Annotated in this window: 15 protein-coding genes; 6 read left to right on the top strand and 9 right to left on the bottom strand. The window is 61.7% G+C overall.

All coding sequences use genetic code 11. The annotated features are described in order from the left end of the window. Window positions 1-2 precede the first annotated feature (2 nt). From BSU04_RS00415 to BSU04_RS00405, 3 genes are read left to right on the top strand one after another with little or no spacing between them, the layout of a single operon-like run. The gene (locus tag BSU04_RS00415; RefSeq protein WP_089158747.1) at window positions 3-2180 is read left to right on the top strand and encodes an FUSC family protein; all 2178 of its coding nucleotides are present in this window, start codon (window positions 3-5) and stop codon (window positions 2178-2180) included. Beyond that, complete coding sequence (locus BSU04_RS00410) at window positions 2170-2370, top strand: DUF1656 domain-containing protein (protein ID WP_089158746.1); 201 nt, start codon at window positions 2170-2172, stop codon at window positions 2368-2370. Before BSU04_RS00415 ends, BSU04_RS00410 begins: the two co-directional genes overlap by 11 nt. A 38-nt stretch (window positions 2371-2408) precedes the next feature. Then, window positions 2409-3284 carry an efflux RND transporter periplasmic adaptor subunit gene (locus BSU04_RS00405; RefSeq protein WP_089158745.1) on the top strand — a complete coding sequence of 292 codons (876 nt, stop codon included), beginning with the start codon at window positions 2409-2411 and terminating at the stop codon, window positions 3282-3284. Window positions 3285-3288: 4 nt separating this feature from the next. On the opposite strand, the gene astE is transcribed toward BSU04_RS00405, so the two are convergent. The 9 genes from astE to BSU04_RS00360 all read right to left on the bottom strand — a co-directional run bounded on the left by astE (window position 3289) and on the right by BSU04_RS00360 (window position 13471). Beyond that, the gene (gene astE, locus BSU04_RS00400) at window positions 3289-4323 is read right to left on the bottom strand and encodes a succinylglutamate desuccinylase (protein ID WP_089158744.1); all 1035 of its coding nucleotides are present in this window, start codon (window positions 4321-4323) and stop codon (window positions 3289-3291) included. Continuing rightward, on the bottom strand, window positions 4307-5650 hold the full coding sequence (gene astB / locus BSU04_RS00395; RefSeq protein ID WP_089158743.1) for an N-succinylarginine dihydrolase: 1344 nt from the start codon (window positions 5648-5650) through the stop codon (window positions 4307-4309). Before astB ends, astE begins: the two co-directional genes overlap by 17 nt. Window positions 5651-5659: 9 nt before the next feature. Continuing rightward, a complete protein-coding gene (gene astD, locus BSU04_RS00390) occupies window positions 5660-7135 on the bottom strand; it encodes a succinylglutamate-semialdehyde dehydrogenase (RefSeq protein WP_089158742.1) in 1476 nt (491 codons plus the stop codon). A 37-nt stretch (window positions 7136-7172) separates the two neighbouring features. After that, window positions 7173-8222, bottom strand: coding sequence for an arginine N-succinyltransferase (gene astA / locus BSU04_RS00385; RefSeq protein ID WP_089158741.1), 1050 nt, complete (start codon window positions 8220-8222; stop codon window positions 7173-7175). Further along, entirely contained in the window at window positions 8219-9274 is a 1056-nt protein-coding gene (aruF, locus tag BSU04_RS00380; RefSeq protein ID WP_089158740.1) for an arginine/ornithine succinyltransferase subunit alpha, read from the bottom strand. Before aruF ends, astA begins: the two co-directional genes overlap by 4 nt. Window positions 9275-9341: 67 nt before the next feature. After that, window positions 9342-10553, bottom strand: a complete 1212-nt coding sequence (locus BSU04_RS00375; RefSeq protein ID WP_089158739.1) for an aspartate aminotransferase family protein — start codon at window positions 10551-10553, stop codon at window positions 9342-9344. Between the two features lie 273 nt (window positions 10554-10826). Further along, window positions 10827-11642, bottom strand: coding sequence for an ABC transporter ATP-binding protein (locus BSU04_RS00370; RefSeq protein ID WP_089158738.1), 816 nt, complete (start codon window positions 11640-11642; stop codon window positions 10827-10829). 143 nt (window positions 11643-11785) lie between these two features. Next, window positions 11786-12217: a hypothetical protein gene (locus BSU04_RS00365; RefSeq protein ID WP_256981946.1), complete on the bottom strand. Its 432-nt coding sequence runs from the start codon at window positions 12215-12217 to the stop codon at window positions 11786-11788. Between the two features lie 33 nt (window positions 12218-12250). After that, window positions 12251-13471 (bottom strand): EAL domain-containing protein, encoded by a 1221-nt coding sequence (locus BSU04_RS00360; protein WP_256981945.1) that lies wholly within the window; start codon window positions 13469-13471, stop codon window positions 12251-12253. Between the two features lie 454 nt (window positions 13472-13925). Between BSU04_RS00360 and BSU04_RS00355 the strand changes: the two genes are divergently transcribed. The 3 genes from BSU04_RS00355 (at window position 13926) to BSU04_RS00345 (ending at window position 15566) form a co-directional block, all read left to right on the top strand. Then, complete coding sequence (locus BSU04_RS00355; protein WP_089158736.1) at window positions 13926-14471, top strand: GNAT family N-acetyltransferase; 546 nt, start codon at window positions 13926-13928, stop codon at window positions 14469-14471. 125 nt (window positions 14472-14596) lie between these two features. After that, window positions 14597-15190 carry an IMPACT family protein gene (locus tag BSU04_RS00350; RefSeq protein ID WP_089158735.1) on the top strand — a complete coding sequence of 198 codons (594 nt, stop codon included), beginning with the start codon at window positions 14597-14599 and terminating at the stop codon, window positions 15188-15190. Window positions 15191-15209: 19 nt separating this feature from the next. Further along, window positions 15210-15566 (top strand): 2Fe-2S iron-sulfur cluster-binding protein, encoded by a 357-nt coding sequence (locus BSU04_RS00345; RefSeq protein WP_089158734.1) that lies wholly within the window; start codon window positions 15210-15212, stop codon window positions 15564-15566. Window positions 15567-16057: the final 491 nt, after the last annotated feature.

The following is a 16057-nucleotide window of genomic DNA, read 5'->3' as shown; positions in this document are numbered from 1 at the left end:
ACATGTCGACGCCCTCCTCCACGCTGAACCGTCCCCACCCGCTGCTTGCGGACTGGGCGCTTACGGACGGCCTCGCGTGGATCCACATTTTCAAGGCGGCGCTGGCAGCGTTCCTCGCGCTGTGGATCGCGATGCGTCTCGATCTGCCTCAACCCCGCACCGCCATGACGACAGTGTTCGTCGTGATGCAGCCGCAAAGCGGCATGGTGCTGGCGAAAAGCTTTTACCGTTTCTGCGGAACGCTCGTCGGCCTCGTGGTGATGCTCGCGCTGATCAGCTTGTTCTCGCAACAACCGGTTTTGTTTCTGTCGGCGACGGCCCTCTGGGTTGGCATTTGCACGGCAGGCGCAGCGCGTAACCGCAACTTCCGTTCGTACGGTTTTGTATTGTCGGGTTATACGGCTGCGCTCATTGGCATACCTGCCGCGCAGCATGCGGATGCCGCCTTCCTGACAGCGATGACGCGCGTAGCCGAAGTGTCATTAGGTATCCTGTGTTCGGGCGCGATCAGCGCGCTCGTCTTTCCGCGGCATGCCGGCGAGCAAGTCCGGGCCACCGTGCGAAAGCGTTTCACCGCGTTCGTGGAATATGTGTCGAAGGCGTTGGGTGGGGGTATCGAACGCTCACAGATCGAGAGCATCAACGCGGCGTTCGTCGCCGATGTAGTCGGGCTCGAGGCTGCGCGCAGCGTGGCCGTGTTCGAAGATCCCGACACGCGCATGCGCAGCGGCCGGGTCGCGCGGCTGAACGGTGAATTCATGAGCGCCTCTACACGCTTTCACGCGCTGCATCAGTTGATGAACCGGCTGCGGGTCAACGGCGCAGCGGCCACGGTCGACGCTTTGGAACCCTATTTCCGCGAAGTCGCGCCCTTGCTGAGCGCAGCGGGTGGCCCGGTGGAGAAAGCCGCCGATGCCGTCCATGCCGCCGCGCAACTCGATACATTCAAAGCCGCGCTGCCCAAGCGCATCCGGGCGACGCGGTGCGCGCTCGATCCGGCAAGTGACCTGCTCGAATTCGATACCGCTGCCGAACTGCTGTACCGCTTTGTAGACGACCTGCATGCCTACACGCTGACTTACGCGTCGCTCGCGGTGCCCACGCACGAGCGCGAGGACCGCATCACACGCTATGTGCCGAAGACCAGCCTGCTCGCGGCGGGCGTTTCCGGACTGCGAGCGTTTGTGGTGATCCTGGTCCTGAGCGGATTCTGGATCATGTCAGCGTGGCCGAGCGGCGGCACGGCCGTGCTCGACGCGGCAGCGGTAATTGCACTGGCCTCGTCGTCGCCGCGTCCTACGCAAATGGCCTTCCAGATGGCCGGGGGGACCGCGCTCGCGGCCGTCGCCGGAATGATCGTGGTGTTCGCGCTGTATCCGCATATCGACGGATTCTTGCTGCTGTCGGCCGTGCTCCTGCCGTTCCTGATGCTTGGCGTCTTCATCAGCACGCGGCCCGGCATGATGGGCGTTGGCGTCGGTTACTGCATCTTCTTCTGCTTTCTCGCCGGTCCCGACAACGTCATTCAGTACGATCCGTCAGCCTTCATCAACGACGCCATCGCGCTGGTCGTTTCCATGCTCGTTTGTTCGATGGCATTTGCCGTGCTGCTGCCCACGGACGCGCCGTGGCTGCGCCGTCTGCTGACGCGTGAACTGCGGCGGCAAGTAGTGACAGCCAGCAAGAGCAGCCTGACCGGGCTCGCGATGCGTTTTGAAAGCGGCGCGCGCGATCTGCTTTCGCAGATCGATGCGCTCGCGGCGGGTCGAGAGGATCTGCAGCGCGAAGCATTGCGCTGGATGTTCGCGGTGCTTGAAGTGGGCCACGCGGTGATTGATCTGCGTACCGAATTGAGCCGCTCGGATACGGGCACTGACACAGGCACAACGGCGCGGGCGTCCAGGGCGTCAATCAAGCAGGCACTGCATCAGGTAGCGCGACTCTTCGATCACCCTACCCCTCGACGCTTCCATGCGGCGTTGTCGGCGACCACGCTGGCCATCGACGATCTGCGTGCGCAGCTCGATACCGTGCACGAGCCTCGCGAGGAACGCCGTCGGCTGCAACGGATGTCGAGTCATCTGCATTTCATTCGTACGGCCTTGCTCGATCCACAATCGCCGCTAGGCCAACTCAGCCAGCAAGAACCTCCGCAGAAAGGAGCGCCCCATGCCGCGTGATATCGCCATTCTCGATGCCTACGTACCGACGATCCTGCTGCTGTTTATCGCGGGCGGCTTGCTGACCTGGTTCATCGACCGGCTGCTCGCGCTCACGGGCTTGTATCGCGCCGTGTGGCATCCGTCGCTCTTTCGCGCATGTCTGCTCGTGTGTACCTGCGGCCTGCTTGGACTCGCGGTGTATCGCTGAACCATCGCTGAAATATTGTTGAAGGACTAAAACGGATCATGATCATCAGGAAAATTTTCGGCATCTTCATGACTGCGCTCATTTTCTGCGCGGCCATCTTGATCGGGCGCGTGCTCTGGGTGCATTACATGGACCAGCCGTGGACCCGCGACGGCCGCGTGCGCGCCGACGTCATCAACGTCGCGCCGGATGTCTCCGGCGCCGTTGTGACCATGCCGGTCGCCGATAACGAGTTCGTGCACAAGGGCGATCTACTGATGGAAATCGATCCGTCGCATTACAAGATCGCGGTACAACAGGCGCAGGCCACCGTCGCAGCACGCAACGCGGATTTACGCATGCGCCGCGACGACGCCGCGCGCCGGGCGGATCTGGACAACGAGGTGGTGTCGAAGGAATCGCGCGATAACGCAAGCCAGGCCGCGTCCGGCGCCGCCGCGAACTTGCAGCAGGCACAGGCAGCGCTCGATGCCGCTGAGCTCAATCTGGCGCGCACCAAGGTGTTCGCGCCGGTAGACGGCTACGTGACGAACCTGAACGTGCATCGCGGTGACTACGCGACAACCGGCGCAGCGAAGCTCGCTATCGTCGATAGTCACTCGTTCTGGGTCTACGGATATTTCGAGGAAACGAAGCTACCGCGTGTGCGTATCGGCGATAAGGCTGAGATGCAGCTGATGAGCGGCGGTGTGTTGAAAGGTCACGTGCAGAGCATTTCGCGCGGCATCTATGACCGCGATAACCCGCAAAGCCGTGAACTGCTCGCCGATGTGAACCCCACGTTCAACTGGGTGCGGCTCGCGCAGCGGGTGCCGGTACGTATTCATATCGACGAGGTTCCGGCGGACGTGGTGCTGGCCGCGGGAACGACCTGCACCGTGGTCGTGGAGCCTACCGGCAAGCAGAGTAGTTAAACGACTAACGGACGTCTAGCGAGTCGAACGTTTCCTGAGTCGTATCGATAACCATGAGCCCCGCCCTCAAGCCCGGTTTCACGGTCGGGTTCGGAAATACGATGCGCTCCTCGTCGCGAAGCACTTCATACGTGTAATCGTCATCCTCGGCGAGTACCGTTCCGCGCGCGAACGGAGTGAAGTTCGCGACATCGCCAGCTACGTGAAGCTTGAACGCCTCGCTCTGTTTATCGATTTGCCCGACGACCGTGAATACCTTCAACGTCTGGTTGGACGGCGCACTCGGCGCAAGCCCCCCGATCAAGCGCCGCAATGCGGCGTCTGATGCGGCAAAGCGCGAGAGATCGTTATGCCCGAATGCCCGAACCTTGCCAAGCTCCAGCGTGCACGCGAGCGCGCCTGATTGCTCCGCCGTGAAATGCGTGAACGTATTCGACTTCTCCTTGTGCAGCAATACGGCCGACAACCCCGCATCCCGCAACCAGTCGAACATCACGCGCGACAGCGGCGCGCCCGTGTACGGCAGCAACGCAAACTGCTCGAACACTGAGGGCCGGATAGCCGTGTGCATGTCGATGTGCCACTTGGCGTGCTCGGGATCGGCGCCTTCGAAAAACGCACGCGTCACGTTCTCCAGCTCGGCTGCACGCGGCGCTTCGTGACTTGCTGCGAGTTGAAGATAGCGGCCATTGAACAGCCGGTTGAGATCGTCGTCGCGATACCGGCAAGACGCCCGCATCGCGTCGATGTTGCCGAAGATGACCAGCATGCGGCTCTTCAACGCAGCCTTGCCGCTCGCGATATCCGCGACAAGCATCGACAGCATTTCGATCGGCGCGGTTTCATCGCCATGAATCCCCGCCGATGCCACCACGCTTTGCAGCACCGCGCCCTCGGGTTCAAAGCGAACAATGCCATCGCCGAGCCACGTCCACTTCACACCGCTTGGCAAGGTGCCTTCAGTCAGCGCGGGGGTTTTCCCATCGAGAACAAAGTCGAGAAAGTTCTCGAACATGGCCGGCTCAACGCTGGAAGTCATAGATCGCACCAAGCTTGAGAATTCCAGTCAGCGCATCAAGCGCCGCGCGCGATTCATCGACGAGTTTCAGATCGGCGAGATCGGCGGGCGCAATGCGGTCGCGATAGTGCGTGTCGATCCAGGCATCCAGTTGCGCGAACAACGTGTCGTTCATCCACACGCCTGGATTCACGGCGCCCCGCTCTGCATCGTCGAGCACCACGCGCAGGCGCAGGCAAGCAGGACCACCGCCGTTCTTCATGCTTTCGCGAAGATCGAAGACCAGGACGTCATCGATAGAAGTGGACCGTGCATGCAACGAATCAAGGTACTTGGCGACCCGCGCGTTTTCCCGGCACTCCTGCGGCACGACCAGCACCTGCCGGCCGTCGGGCCGTGTCAGCAACTGGCTGTTGAACAGATACGACGAGACGGCATCGGCCACGCTCACTTCGTCTTCCGGCACTTCGATGGCGGTGAATGCGCCGCCATGTGTTTCTAGTTTCGCGCGGAGCTGCTCATACACGTTGCCCTGGTCGAGGAACGCCCGTTGGTGGCAAAACAAGGTGTTCCGGTTGCCCACGGCGATCACGTCGTTATGAAACACGCCTGCATCGATCACATCAGGAAGCTGTTGCGCGAACACGGTGGCGTCGTCAGACAGTCCGTGAAGGCGAGCGACCGCACGGCTTGCTTCCAGCGTCTGACGCGCGGGGAAACGCTTCGGTTCAGCCCCACCCTGAGCGTATTCGCTGCGTCCGTAGACGAAAAACTCCACGCCCTTCTCGCCGTACTCGTTGCAAAATCGCGTGTGGTTGGCCGCGCCTTCATCGCCTAACGCAGGCGTGCCCGGCAACGCATGATGAATCCTGAAATGCTTCTCATCGGAGAAAATGGCCGAGAGTGAACGGCGCGTTTCTTCATGCTCGATCGCACGATGCAACTTCGTGCTCAGGTTAGCCGGCGTGAAATGCACGCGGCCATCGTTCGTATCCGCCGATGGGCTCACGGTCGCCGCGTTCGCGGTCCACATGGCCGAAGCGGAACTCGCAGCGGCCAGCAATTCCGGCGCTTCTCGCGCAGCGCGTTCGATGACCGTAGCGTTGTCGCCGGTGAAACCAAGGCTGCGCAGCAACTTGAGCGACGGCCGTTCGAGCGGTGGCAGCACGCCCTGGTGAAATCCAAGGTCGGCCAACTGCTTCATCTTGCGCAGCCCTTGCTTTGCCGCGGCCTTCGGATTAGCGGCCGATCTCTCGTTGTTGCGCGACGCGACATTGCCGAACGACAGCCCCGAGTAGTTGTGCGTCGGGCCGACCAGCCCGTCGAAGTTCGCTTCGAATGCTTGCATCGTGGTTCCTCAGAACTGAAGGCCGGGCGAGACGCTCGCGGGCATTTGCAACTGGGTGCTTTCGACGGATGCCATAGGATACGAGCAGTAGTCCGCTGCGTAAAACGCACTCGGACGCTGGTTGCCGGAGCGGCCAATACCACCGAACGGCGCCGCCGACGACGCGCCGTTAGTCGGCCGGTTCCAGTTCACAATACCGGCGCGAATGGTGCGCTGAAAGTGTGTCCATGCGGTTTCATCGTCGGCTAACAAGCCTGCGGATAAACCGAATGCGGTGTCGTTGGCGCGCTCTATTGCCTGATCGAAGCTGCTGTAGCGCGTGAGTTGCAGCATGGGACCGAAGTGTTCTTCGTCGGGGATGTTACGCGCATTCGTGACGTCAAGGATCGCGGGTGTGACAAAGCCGAGCTGCGCAGAACGTTGCGTCATTTCAAGCAACGGCTTGGCGCCCGCTTCGATCAAATGCGTCTGCGCCCGCACGAGGTTCGCCGCTGCGCGCGCTGAGATCACCGCCCCCATGAACGGTTGCGGGTCGGCATCGAAGGCGCCGGTTTTGATCTTCGATGTCACATCGATCAAACGCTGGGTGAACCGCTCGCCGAATGCGTTATCGGGAACGAACAACCGACGCGCGCACGTGCAACGCTGCCCCGCCGACAAATACGCCGACTGGATCGTGTGATGCACGGCGGCATCGATGTCCTCGACTTGAGCCACGACCAGCGGATTGTTGCCGCCCATTTCCAGCGCGAGCACGATCTCCGGACGTCCGCCGAATTGCCGATGCAACAAGGTGCCGGTATCCGAGCTGCCGGTGAAGAACAAGCCATCGATCTGCCGATGATTCGCCAGTGCGATGCCGGTGTCCTTCTCGCCTTGCACCAGATTCAGCACACCCGCAGGCAAGCCGGCTTGCGTCCACAAATCCACCGTCAACGCCGCAACGCCGGGCGCGAATTCCGATGGTTTGAACACAACCGTATTTCCCGCAATCATCGCCGGGACGATATGCCCGTTCGGCAAATGTCCCGGGAAGTTGTAAGGCCCAAACACGGCCACAACGCCATGCGGGCGATGCCGCAATACCGCGATGCCATCGGCCATTTCCTGGCGCTTCTCGCCGGTACGCTCGTGGTATGACTTGACAGAGATATCGACCTTGGCGGCCATCGTTGCGACTTCGGTCCGCGCTTCCCACAACGGCTTGCCCGTCTCGAGACCGATGGTATGAGCCAGCGTTTCCTTGTGCTCGGTCAGCAGCGCCGCGAACCGCCGCGCGATCGCGATGCGTTCGTCCAGCGTCAACGCGGACCATGAAGCGAACGCGCGTCGTGCCGAAAGCACCGCGCGTTCAACGTCCTGAGCCGCCGCGCTCGCGCCTTCCCAAACCACGTCGCCATTGCCCGGATTACACGATGCAAACGGTGCGCCGGTACCCTCAGTCCAAGTACCATCGATAAACAATTGAGTCGAAATCTTCGTCATGTTCCTTGTCCTTGACTTGCGTCCCTAACTTGCGTCCCTAACTTGCAATGTTCGTTGCGTTCTTCGGGCGCGGTTGCGATGCAAGTACGCGCACCGTATCGCCAGCTTGCACGCGCAGCGCTGCGGCTTCCGACGGTGTCAACAGGAAGGTGCCCTCCTCGGGCACGCCGAACGTCGCGCCACAGCGGAAGTCGTCGAGCGATGTATTCGATACCAGGCTGCGAGCCTCGCCATGCTCAGCACGCTCACCAATGCGCACCGTCACCAGCACGCTCTCGCGCACAGTACGCAAGTCAGCTATGTGGCATTCCAGGACTGGGCCGGCATCGAAGATATCGACGTGATTTTCATAGCGCAGCCCTTCCGTTTCGAGCATCTTGCGCGCAGGCATGGTGTCGCGATGCGTCAAGCCGACCGCCGCTTGCGCGTCTTCGGGCAGCATCGCGAGATAGACCGGGTACCGTGGCATCAACTCGGCCAGGAACGACTTCTTGCCGTGCGAGCTGAGATAGTCGGCGGCGTTGAAATCGATCTGGTAGAAGTGCGATCCAACCGCCTGCCAGAATGGCGACGCGCCGCTTTCATCGAAGTGGCCACGCAGTTCAGCGCACAGACGCTCCGGGAACCGCTCAGGAAATTGCGCAATAAACATGAAGCGCGAGCGCGATAGCAAACCACCCACGCCTGCCGTGCGATATCGCGGGCTCAGGAAAAGCGAACAGACTTCGGCGTAACCGGTGAGATCGTGGGAAATGTTGAGCAGGGACATCTTGGTCCACACGCCCAGGTCGCGACTGGCATGCACGACTGTCGACACACGATAGTTATAAAACGGCTGCTCCAGCCCGACTTCCGTTTCAATACCGCAGACGCCTGCAATATCGCCAGTAGCGGTGTCTTCCATCGCGAACAAATAACCTGCTTCGAAGGCTTCAGCCTCATCGGCGAGTGTGCGTCGTGCACGTTCAACGCGCGCGCTCAGCGCGTCGCGATCCGGTTTGAAGGTGGTCAGTCCCGGTCCGGTCTCGTGCGCGAGCGCGACGAGCGCGTCGACATCTCCGGGCTGCACGCAGCGGACAACGATCATTGCAATTCTCCCGAAGCCTGATGAAGCGGCACACAACGCACCGTGTCGGAATCTTTCACGCTTAAAACCTCGCACAGTTCGGCAGACAGCGGCGCACCGGTCGTGCGCGAAGACGGCAGATTGACTACCGCGCAACGAAATGCGTGCGCGCCGCCGGCTGCGATCAGGTACGGCGTGCCCGGCGTGCCTGTGTCATCCAGCGCAGTCCGCACGGCGCGCACTTCATTGGCCAGCACGGACGCACTGCGCTCCACTGCGACGGTCAGAACCGGGCCGGCATCGAAGATATCGACGAAACGATCCGGCTCGAATCCTTCTTCAAGGTGGATGTCATACGCGAGCAATGCACCGTCGTCCGGCTCCCCCAACACTCTCTGGGCTTCAGGCGGCAACAGCGGCACGTAGAGCGGATAACTCGGCATCACTTCGGCGATAAACGTACGGCTGCGGCCGCCCGATTCAAGTTCGACCTGCTCGAAATCGCGGCCGAAGAACTTGCGCCCGACCGCCTCCCAGAACGGCGACACGCCGGCGTCATCGGTAACGCCGAGCATCAGCGAGAAGACGTCGTCGGAGAAACGCTTGCGGTTAGCGGCCACGTACATCATGCGGGCGCGAGAGAGCAGATGCGCGGCGGCATCGTGCGTGGCTTCGCGCACCGATGGGTCGACATAGAAGCCCGTCAAGCGGCTCTTGCCGGTGAGTTCGTGCGACATGGTGAGCGCGTGGATCTTGCGGTTCACCTTGAGTTCGCGCGAAGCGTGGATCAGCGCGTCATTGCGAAACGCGTAGAACGGTTCCGAATATCCCGCCGATGCCACGATGCTCGACGTGCCGAGCAACGCGCCGGTCGCGGTCTCTTCTAGCACGAAAAGATAAAACTCCTCGCCCGGAAACTCGACTTCCGCGCGAAACGAATCCTCAGAAAGCGCAACGCGCGTTTCCAGCACACGGCGGTCGCGCGGCAACGAATGCAGCACCGGATGCGCGGCATTCGCCATCCGTTCGAGCGCGTCGAGATCGGCGAGTCTTGCGGGGCGGACGATTAACATCGGCGGTTCCGTTGGTTGAGAGAATAGGCTGAAGACCGGGCTAAAGACCGGGCCGAAGTCCGCACGCTCACTGCGCTACGTCGGCGATGGCCTTTTCGATGCGCGCGAAGCCCTCGTCGAGATCGGCCATCGGCATGATCAGGGACGGCGCGAAACGCAGCACGTTCGGCCCGGCGATCAGCATGATCACGCCGTGTTTCGCGGCAGCGGTGAGCACGTCCTTGGCACGGTCCTTGCAGGCATCGGCGAGTTCGGCGCCGATCAGGAGACCCTTGCCGCGGATCTCCTTGAACACGGAGAAACGTTCATCGATGCGCTTCAGATGCGCCTTGATCGCGGCGCTGCGTTGCTGCACGCCTTCGAGCACGGCAGGGTCGCTGATCAATTCAACCACCTTGTCCGCGATAGCAGCCCCGAGCGGATTACCACCGTACGTTGTCCCGTGCACACCCACCTTGAAATGCGCGGCGATCTTGTCCGTGGTCAGCATTGCACCGATCGGGAACCCGTTGCCGAGCGCCTTCGCGGTCGTGAGGATGTCCGGCGTCACGCCGTAGCCCATGTACGCGTAGAACGAGCCGGTACGGCCCACGCCCGTTTGTACCTCATCAAAAATCAGCAGTGCGCCGTGCTGGTCGCAAGCGTCGCGAAGACCTTGGAGGAACGCGGGATCGGCGGGCAGCACGCCGCCTTCGCCCTGCACCGGCTCGACGATCACCGCGCAGGTTTGCGGACCGATTGCTGCACGCGCAGCAGCCAGGTCGTTAAACGGAAGATGCGTGATGCCTTGCGGCGTCGGGCCGAAGCCTTCGGCGTATTTCGGCTGGCCGCCCACGCTGACGGTGAACAGTGTCCGGCCGTGGAACGACTGAGTGAAGGAGATGATTTCGACTTTCTGCGGACCGCTGTTGTCGATAGCGTAACGGCGCGCGAGTTTCAGCGCGGCTTCGTTCGCTTCCGCGCCGGAATTCGCGAAGAACGCGCGGTCGGCAAAGGTCAAGTCGGTGAGGCGAGTCGCAAGCCGCAGCACCGGTTCGTTAGTGTAGCCATTGCCGATATGCCAGAGCTTCTGCCCTTGATCGTGGAGCACTTTCAGCAGTTCGGGATGCGCATGGCCCAACGCTGTCACCGCGATACCGCCGGCGAAATCGACATAGTCACGGCCTTCCGTGTCCCATACGCGAGAACCGAGTCCGCGATCCGGCACGAAATTCGCCGGAGAGAAAAGAGGCACCATCACTTCGTCGAACGTACCGCGCGTTACGTTGAGATCCGTCATGAACCGCTCCTTTGCTTGTTCGGGTAATCCAGCTTACACATCGTTATCAGATGGTAGGCGCGCACGAGCGGCGCGTCTTGCGGGAACGCGACAAGGTTTCATGGTATTCGAGAGGAATGACGCGTGTAAGAAAGCTGAAAGATTCAGCCGAAAGAGTCAGCCGACAGACATAGGCGCGCGGCCGGTCGCTGCACGTCGGTCACGGCGCGATCATGCAGATCGCCCCGCCAGGGTCTCGCAGCCATGCCGGAGCCCACGCCGATAAGTCCAGCCTTACTTGAGACTGCCGGACAGGAATTGCTGCAGCCGTTCGCTTCTGGGGGTGCTCAGCACTTCACCTGGCGCGCCCTCTTCTTCCGTGCGGCCCTGGTGCAGAAACATCACATGATTCGATACATTGCGCGCAAAGCCCATTTCATGCGTCACGACAATCATCGTGCGGCCTTCTTCAGCCAGCTTCTGCATCACTTTCAGCACTTCGCCCACCAGCTCGGGATCGAGCGCGGAGGTGGGTTCGTCGAAGAGCATCACGTCGGGATGCATGGCGAGCGCCCGGGCGATAGCCACCCGCTGCTGTTGCCCGCCCGACAAATGCGACGGATATTGCTTTTCGACCTTTGGCGCCAGCCCGACCTTCTCCAGGCATTCGCGCGCGCGTTCGGTCGCTTCCTTCTTCGATAACCCCAGCACGTGCATCGGTGCTTCCATGACGTTTTCAATCGACGTCATGTGCGCCCACAAGTTGAAATGCTGGAACACCATCGCGAGCTTCGTGCGCACGCGCTGCAACTGCTTGTGGTCCGCGACTTCGAGATTGCCCATGCGATCGGCTTTCGTGCGCACCGGCTCGCCGTCGACGATGATCTCGCCCGCGTTCGGCCGTTCGAGGAAGTTGATGCAGCGCAGGAAGGTACTTTTGCCCGAGCCGCTCGAACCGATGATGCTGATCACATCGCCGGCGTTGGCTGCGAGCGACACGCCCTTGAGCACCTCGTTCTCACCGAAACGCTTGTGAATATCGCGGGCGACGAGTTTGACCGCGGCGTTCTGCGCGGCGGCCGATGCAGCATTTTGTGCGGATGAGTCCAACGCATTCTCCCCGAAAGGTGGGTCTGACGGGTTTGGAAACCCGCCCTATGTCGATCATGGCTGCGGATTCTACCGAAAGCCGCCGGTGGGCACGCATAGGGACAAACGCCCTCGCCCGGCGGCCGGCGGTCATTGGCGATTGGTCAATCCTTCGCGTCCGGGGCGGGCGGCGTCGCTGCCCGCACGTGCTGCGCCACGCGGCCATTGGCCATCGCGATCTCGGGGCTGGTCTGCAGCATCGGCAGGTATTGGGTGTCGAAAGCGGCGTTGCGATCCTTCGCGCCGAACATGGCCGTGACCGCGTGCGCCATGTCGATACGGCCGTCGGGCGTCGCGTCGGTGTCGTCGAGTACGTCGTCAAGCGCAGCAATCAGTGTGGAGAGCGGGCCAAGCCATTTGTAAGCGCTGCCGTTGATCACGATCTGCAGGAACTCAGCAGGCGACACCACGCCGAATTCGGCTTCGTGACGGGTGCGTAGTTCGTCGAGGATGCTACGGTGCAGCGCCAGCAGCGGATGGCGCACGTCCTTGAGAAACGTGGTCGCGACCGGGTCGGTCATCCTGATGATGGTCATGGTCATTACCCTGAAGTGGAAAATGAGCCAAGCCTACACTGTCGCCAGACCCCGCCCTACATAGCGAATAAAATCCGGCGCTGTCAGCGGCGCGGAAAAAAGCCAGCCTTGCCCGAATTGGGCGCCGCGCGTGCGCAGGTAACACGCCTGCTCCTCACGCTCGATCCCCTCGGCAACCACCTGGACATGCAGCGTCAGCGCCATGTCGATAATGTGCGACGCCACGCTGCTGGATGCCGAGTCCTGATCGACGGTATCGACAAAAGACTTGTCGATCTTCAGCGCATCCACCTGAAAATTCTGCAGATGCGAGAGGCTCGAATACCCCGTCCCGAAGTCGTCGATATACACCGGATGCCCGGCATCGCGGAACGCCTGGATCACTTCCTTGGCGGCGTCGGCGTCGAGAAAGCAGCGCTCGGTCGCCTCGATCCGGATCTGCCCCGGCGCGATGTTCGCCGCCGCGAGCGCAGGCGTCAGGCGCTCCAGGAACCGCCGCGAAGTCAGGTCCGACGCGCTCAGGTTGATCGACACATAGAGCTCGTTGTAGCGCTGCAAAAACTCGCCGAGTTCGAGCAGGACCGTGTCAAATACCTGGTCCGTAATGGCCTGGATCAAACCACGATGTTCCGCGAGCGGAATGAAGTGATCGGGGCGCACGATGCGATTCTGGTGCTTCCAGCGCACCAGCGCTTCAGCGCCAATGCAGCGCCGCGTCGTGAGATCGACGATCGGCTGATACGCAACGATGAACTGATGCCGACGCACCGCGTCGCTAAGCTGCCCGACCGGCGACAGGCGCCGCACCATCAACAGGCCGAGCCACGCGGAAAGCGTCAGGCCGCCCGCGACGCCTGCGAGCAGCCAGGTCCAGGGCAGCGCGCGCAGGCGTTCAGTGAAAGTCGCGTCCGATGTGTTCGCTGCGTTTGCAGCGTTCCCGGCGTTTGCAGATTCATAACTGCGGCGGGCCGTGTTGGGGTTCGCAGGCATCGCCGTTGCGGCGAATGCAGGTACAGGAAACTGGGCAAACAGCCTGGAAGGTGTGGCCACCGGCGTGTTGGCGATCAAACGAATGGCACCCGTGTCGACCATGCGCACAACGTAGTTCTCGAGCACCGCGGCTTCCCGGGCTGCGGCGACGCGTTCATCCACGCCGGGCGCAAACAGCACGCACAACACCCCCGGCAGCAACGCCGCGATCAGCACGATGCCAGCCAGGAACGCTACGCGCCCGCTGTGTTTGAACGTGTTCATCGTGCGCTTTTCATGGTGCGACGCCTTTGCGCCGGATGCGCGCTGCATGATGGTTTTTAATGAGGCACCTGAAGACATCTGTGTCGTGCGCGTTTTTCGTCAAGACTGGATAGCTCGCGCCGTTAGCGTCGTTAGTCATGGTCCGGTTGTTCGCGCCGTCTGTCGTGTCCGCTTGGCTGCCAACCGTATCCTTGTTTCCTTGCATCGTCCCTGCAAACGACTCAGTTTAGCGGTCGGGCACACCGGGCTTCAATGCTTGGCTGCCCACGAAATGCCCGCTTTGGTGGGCTGGCGCACGCCGGCTCGATGCTTTTGCGGCGCGAGTGTGCAGACGTCTGGTAATTGGCGGATGAGTCCGATAGTCGTGAGAAAATCCGAACGCCGGATGACGACCTTTCTCACTGGCCGACTAACACGATTGACACGATCAACACCCAATCCACGGAGGCACTCGATGGCATTGCACGAAGCAAACGCTCTCACTATCCGCGACGCGAACGCCGCCGATTTCGGCGTGATCACCCGCATTTACGCCCACTACGTGCTGCATGCCTTGGCGACCTTCGAGGAAACGCCGCCGGGTGCCGACGACATGCGCGCCCGGCACGCGTCGATCACAGGCGCGGGCCTGCCCTATCTCGTGGCTGAAATGGACGGCGTGGTGGTGGGTTATACGTATGCGACGGCGTATCGGCCCAGATCGGCGTATAGACACACGATCGAGGATTCGGTTTATATCGCCGATGGCTTCGGCGGGCGTGGCCTGGGTCTCGCGCTGCTGACGGCGCTGATCGAACGTTGCGACGCAGGGCCGTGGCGCCAACTCATCGCGGTGATCGGCAACAGTGGCAACGCCGGGTCGATCGCGTTGCATGCGCGCCTGGGATTCGAGCACGTCGGCGTGTTGCGCAAGGTAGGCTACAAACACGGCCAATGGGTGGACACGGTGCTCATGCAACGGTCCCTCGGGGAAGACAAGGCGGTGATGCCGCAGAAATGAGAACGAGACGTGGGCAGCGATCCGCGCACGCGGTGCGTCGCGAAGTTGTCGGCTGCAGCGTCCTTTCGCCATACCATTGCATTGCGACCATCCCGTCGCGTTTATTACAACAGCCTGAGCTTTAGTTGCCCACTTACACCCTCGCCGCCGCCGTCAGTGCTGAAATCGACATTCGCAAAAGCCGCTTTATCGCGCTGGCGATTCCTGTCGCCGATCGCGCGGCCGCGATGCTCGAACTCGACACGCTGCGCGCCCGGCATCCCGGCGCCACGCATGTCTGCTGGGCGTTGCTGGCGGGCGGTGAATCCGGCATGTCGGACGATGGCGAGCCTTCCGGCACAGCCGGCCGGCCGATACTGGAAGTGCTGCGGCATCATGAAGTGGATGGCGTGCTGGCCGCCGTCGTGCGCTACTACGGCGGCATCAAGCTCGGCGCGGGCGGCCTGGTCCGCGCGTACACCGACGCCATTGCAACCACGATGCAACTGGCCGAACGCATAGAACGCGTGGCGCTCGGCCTGCTGCAAGTGGAAGTGGACTACGCCGATGAAGCGCGGGTGCGGCGCTGGGTCGAACAGGAGGGCCATGCGCTCGATGAACCCGGCTACGGCATGACCGTCCGCCTGTCGATCCAGATGCCGCTTGCCGTGCGCGACCAGGCCGCCGATGTGATCCGCGACCTGACCCACGGCCGCGCGGTCATTACCAAAGCGCCCTGACCAAACCGCCCTGAGCATCATGAGCACCGCCGACACTCCAGCCTCTTTTACGATCATGCTGCTGCCCTCGCAGCGGAGCTTTACGTCAACCGGACAAACCACGGTCCTCGAGGCCGCCGCGCTCGCCGGGCTGCGCCTGTCGAGTTCTTGCCGCAACGGCACGTGCCGCGCTTGCCTGTGCCGTCTGCTCGACGGCACCGTGCAGTATCGGATCGACTGGCCGGGTCTGAGTGCGGACGAAAAAGCCACTGGATGGATTTTGCCATGCGTGGCGTTGCCCACGTCCGACCTCATTATCGATCAAGTGGATTTTCTGGAAACTCCAAATCCCACCGATTCCGCCGACACAAAACGAGGTCGCGGCCGGGGCTTCTGACAGCTTGAATCCAGTTCGGCCAGCGTGTGCGCAAACCGCCGATGACCCTGCACCCGCACCCGGGTAATCCGGGATTGTTGTCTCTTATCAAAGACATACGATGACATTTCGTAACTTCTCAATAACCCGGGGCGAGCACCACGCGCCGTGCTGTGTTATTTGATCTGCGCACGCGGTCGAGGTAGCCGATAGCTTCGTTGCGTGCGCTCATGATTGCGCTTGTAAACTGCGGATGACGATGTTAACGTTTGTCGCACCAACATCATTTGATCCGCACTCGTGACTCTTCCAAAAAAATTCTCACTACCCGACATCGCTCGAGAGGGACTAACGCCGTCGGAGCTTGAAGTGCTAGCGTGGGTAGAGAAACTGACGGACATCGCTAATGACTTGCAGGATGAGTCTGAGCAACTGAAACAGGAAGCAGCTCAGCTCAGGAAAACCAGGAAGCGCGACTAGGTTGGCCGCTGCGATGATGAAGAAACTCGCGG

This window comes from Caballeronia sordidicola (genome assembly GCF_002220365.1).
GTDB lineage: Bacteria > Pseudomonadota > Gammaproteobacteria > Burkholderiales > Burkholderiaceae > Caballeronia > Caballeronia sordidicola_C.
This window is presented reverse-complemented; position numbering and strand designations above follow the sequence as displayed.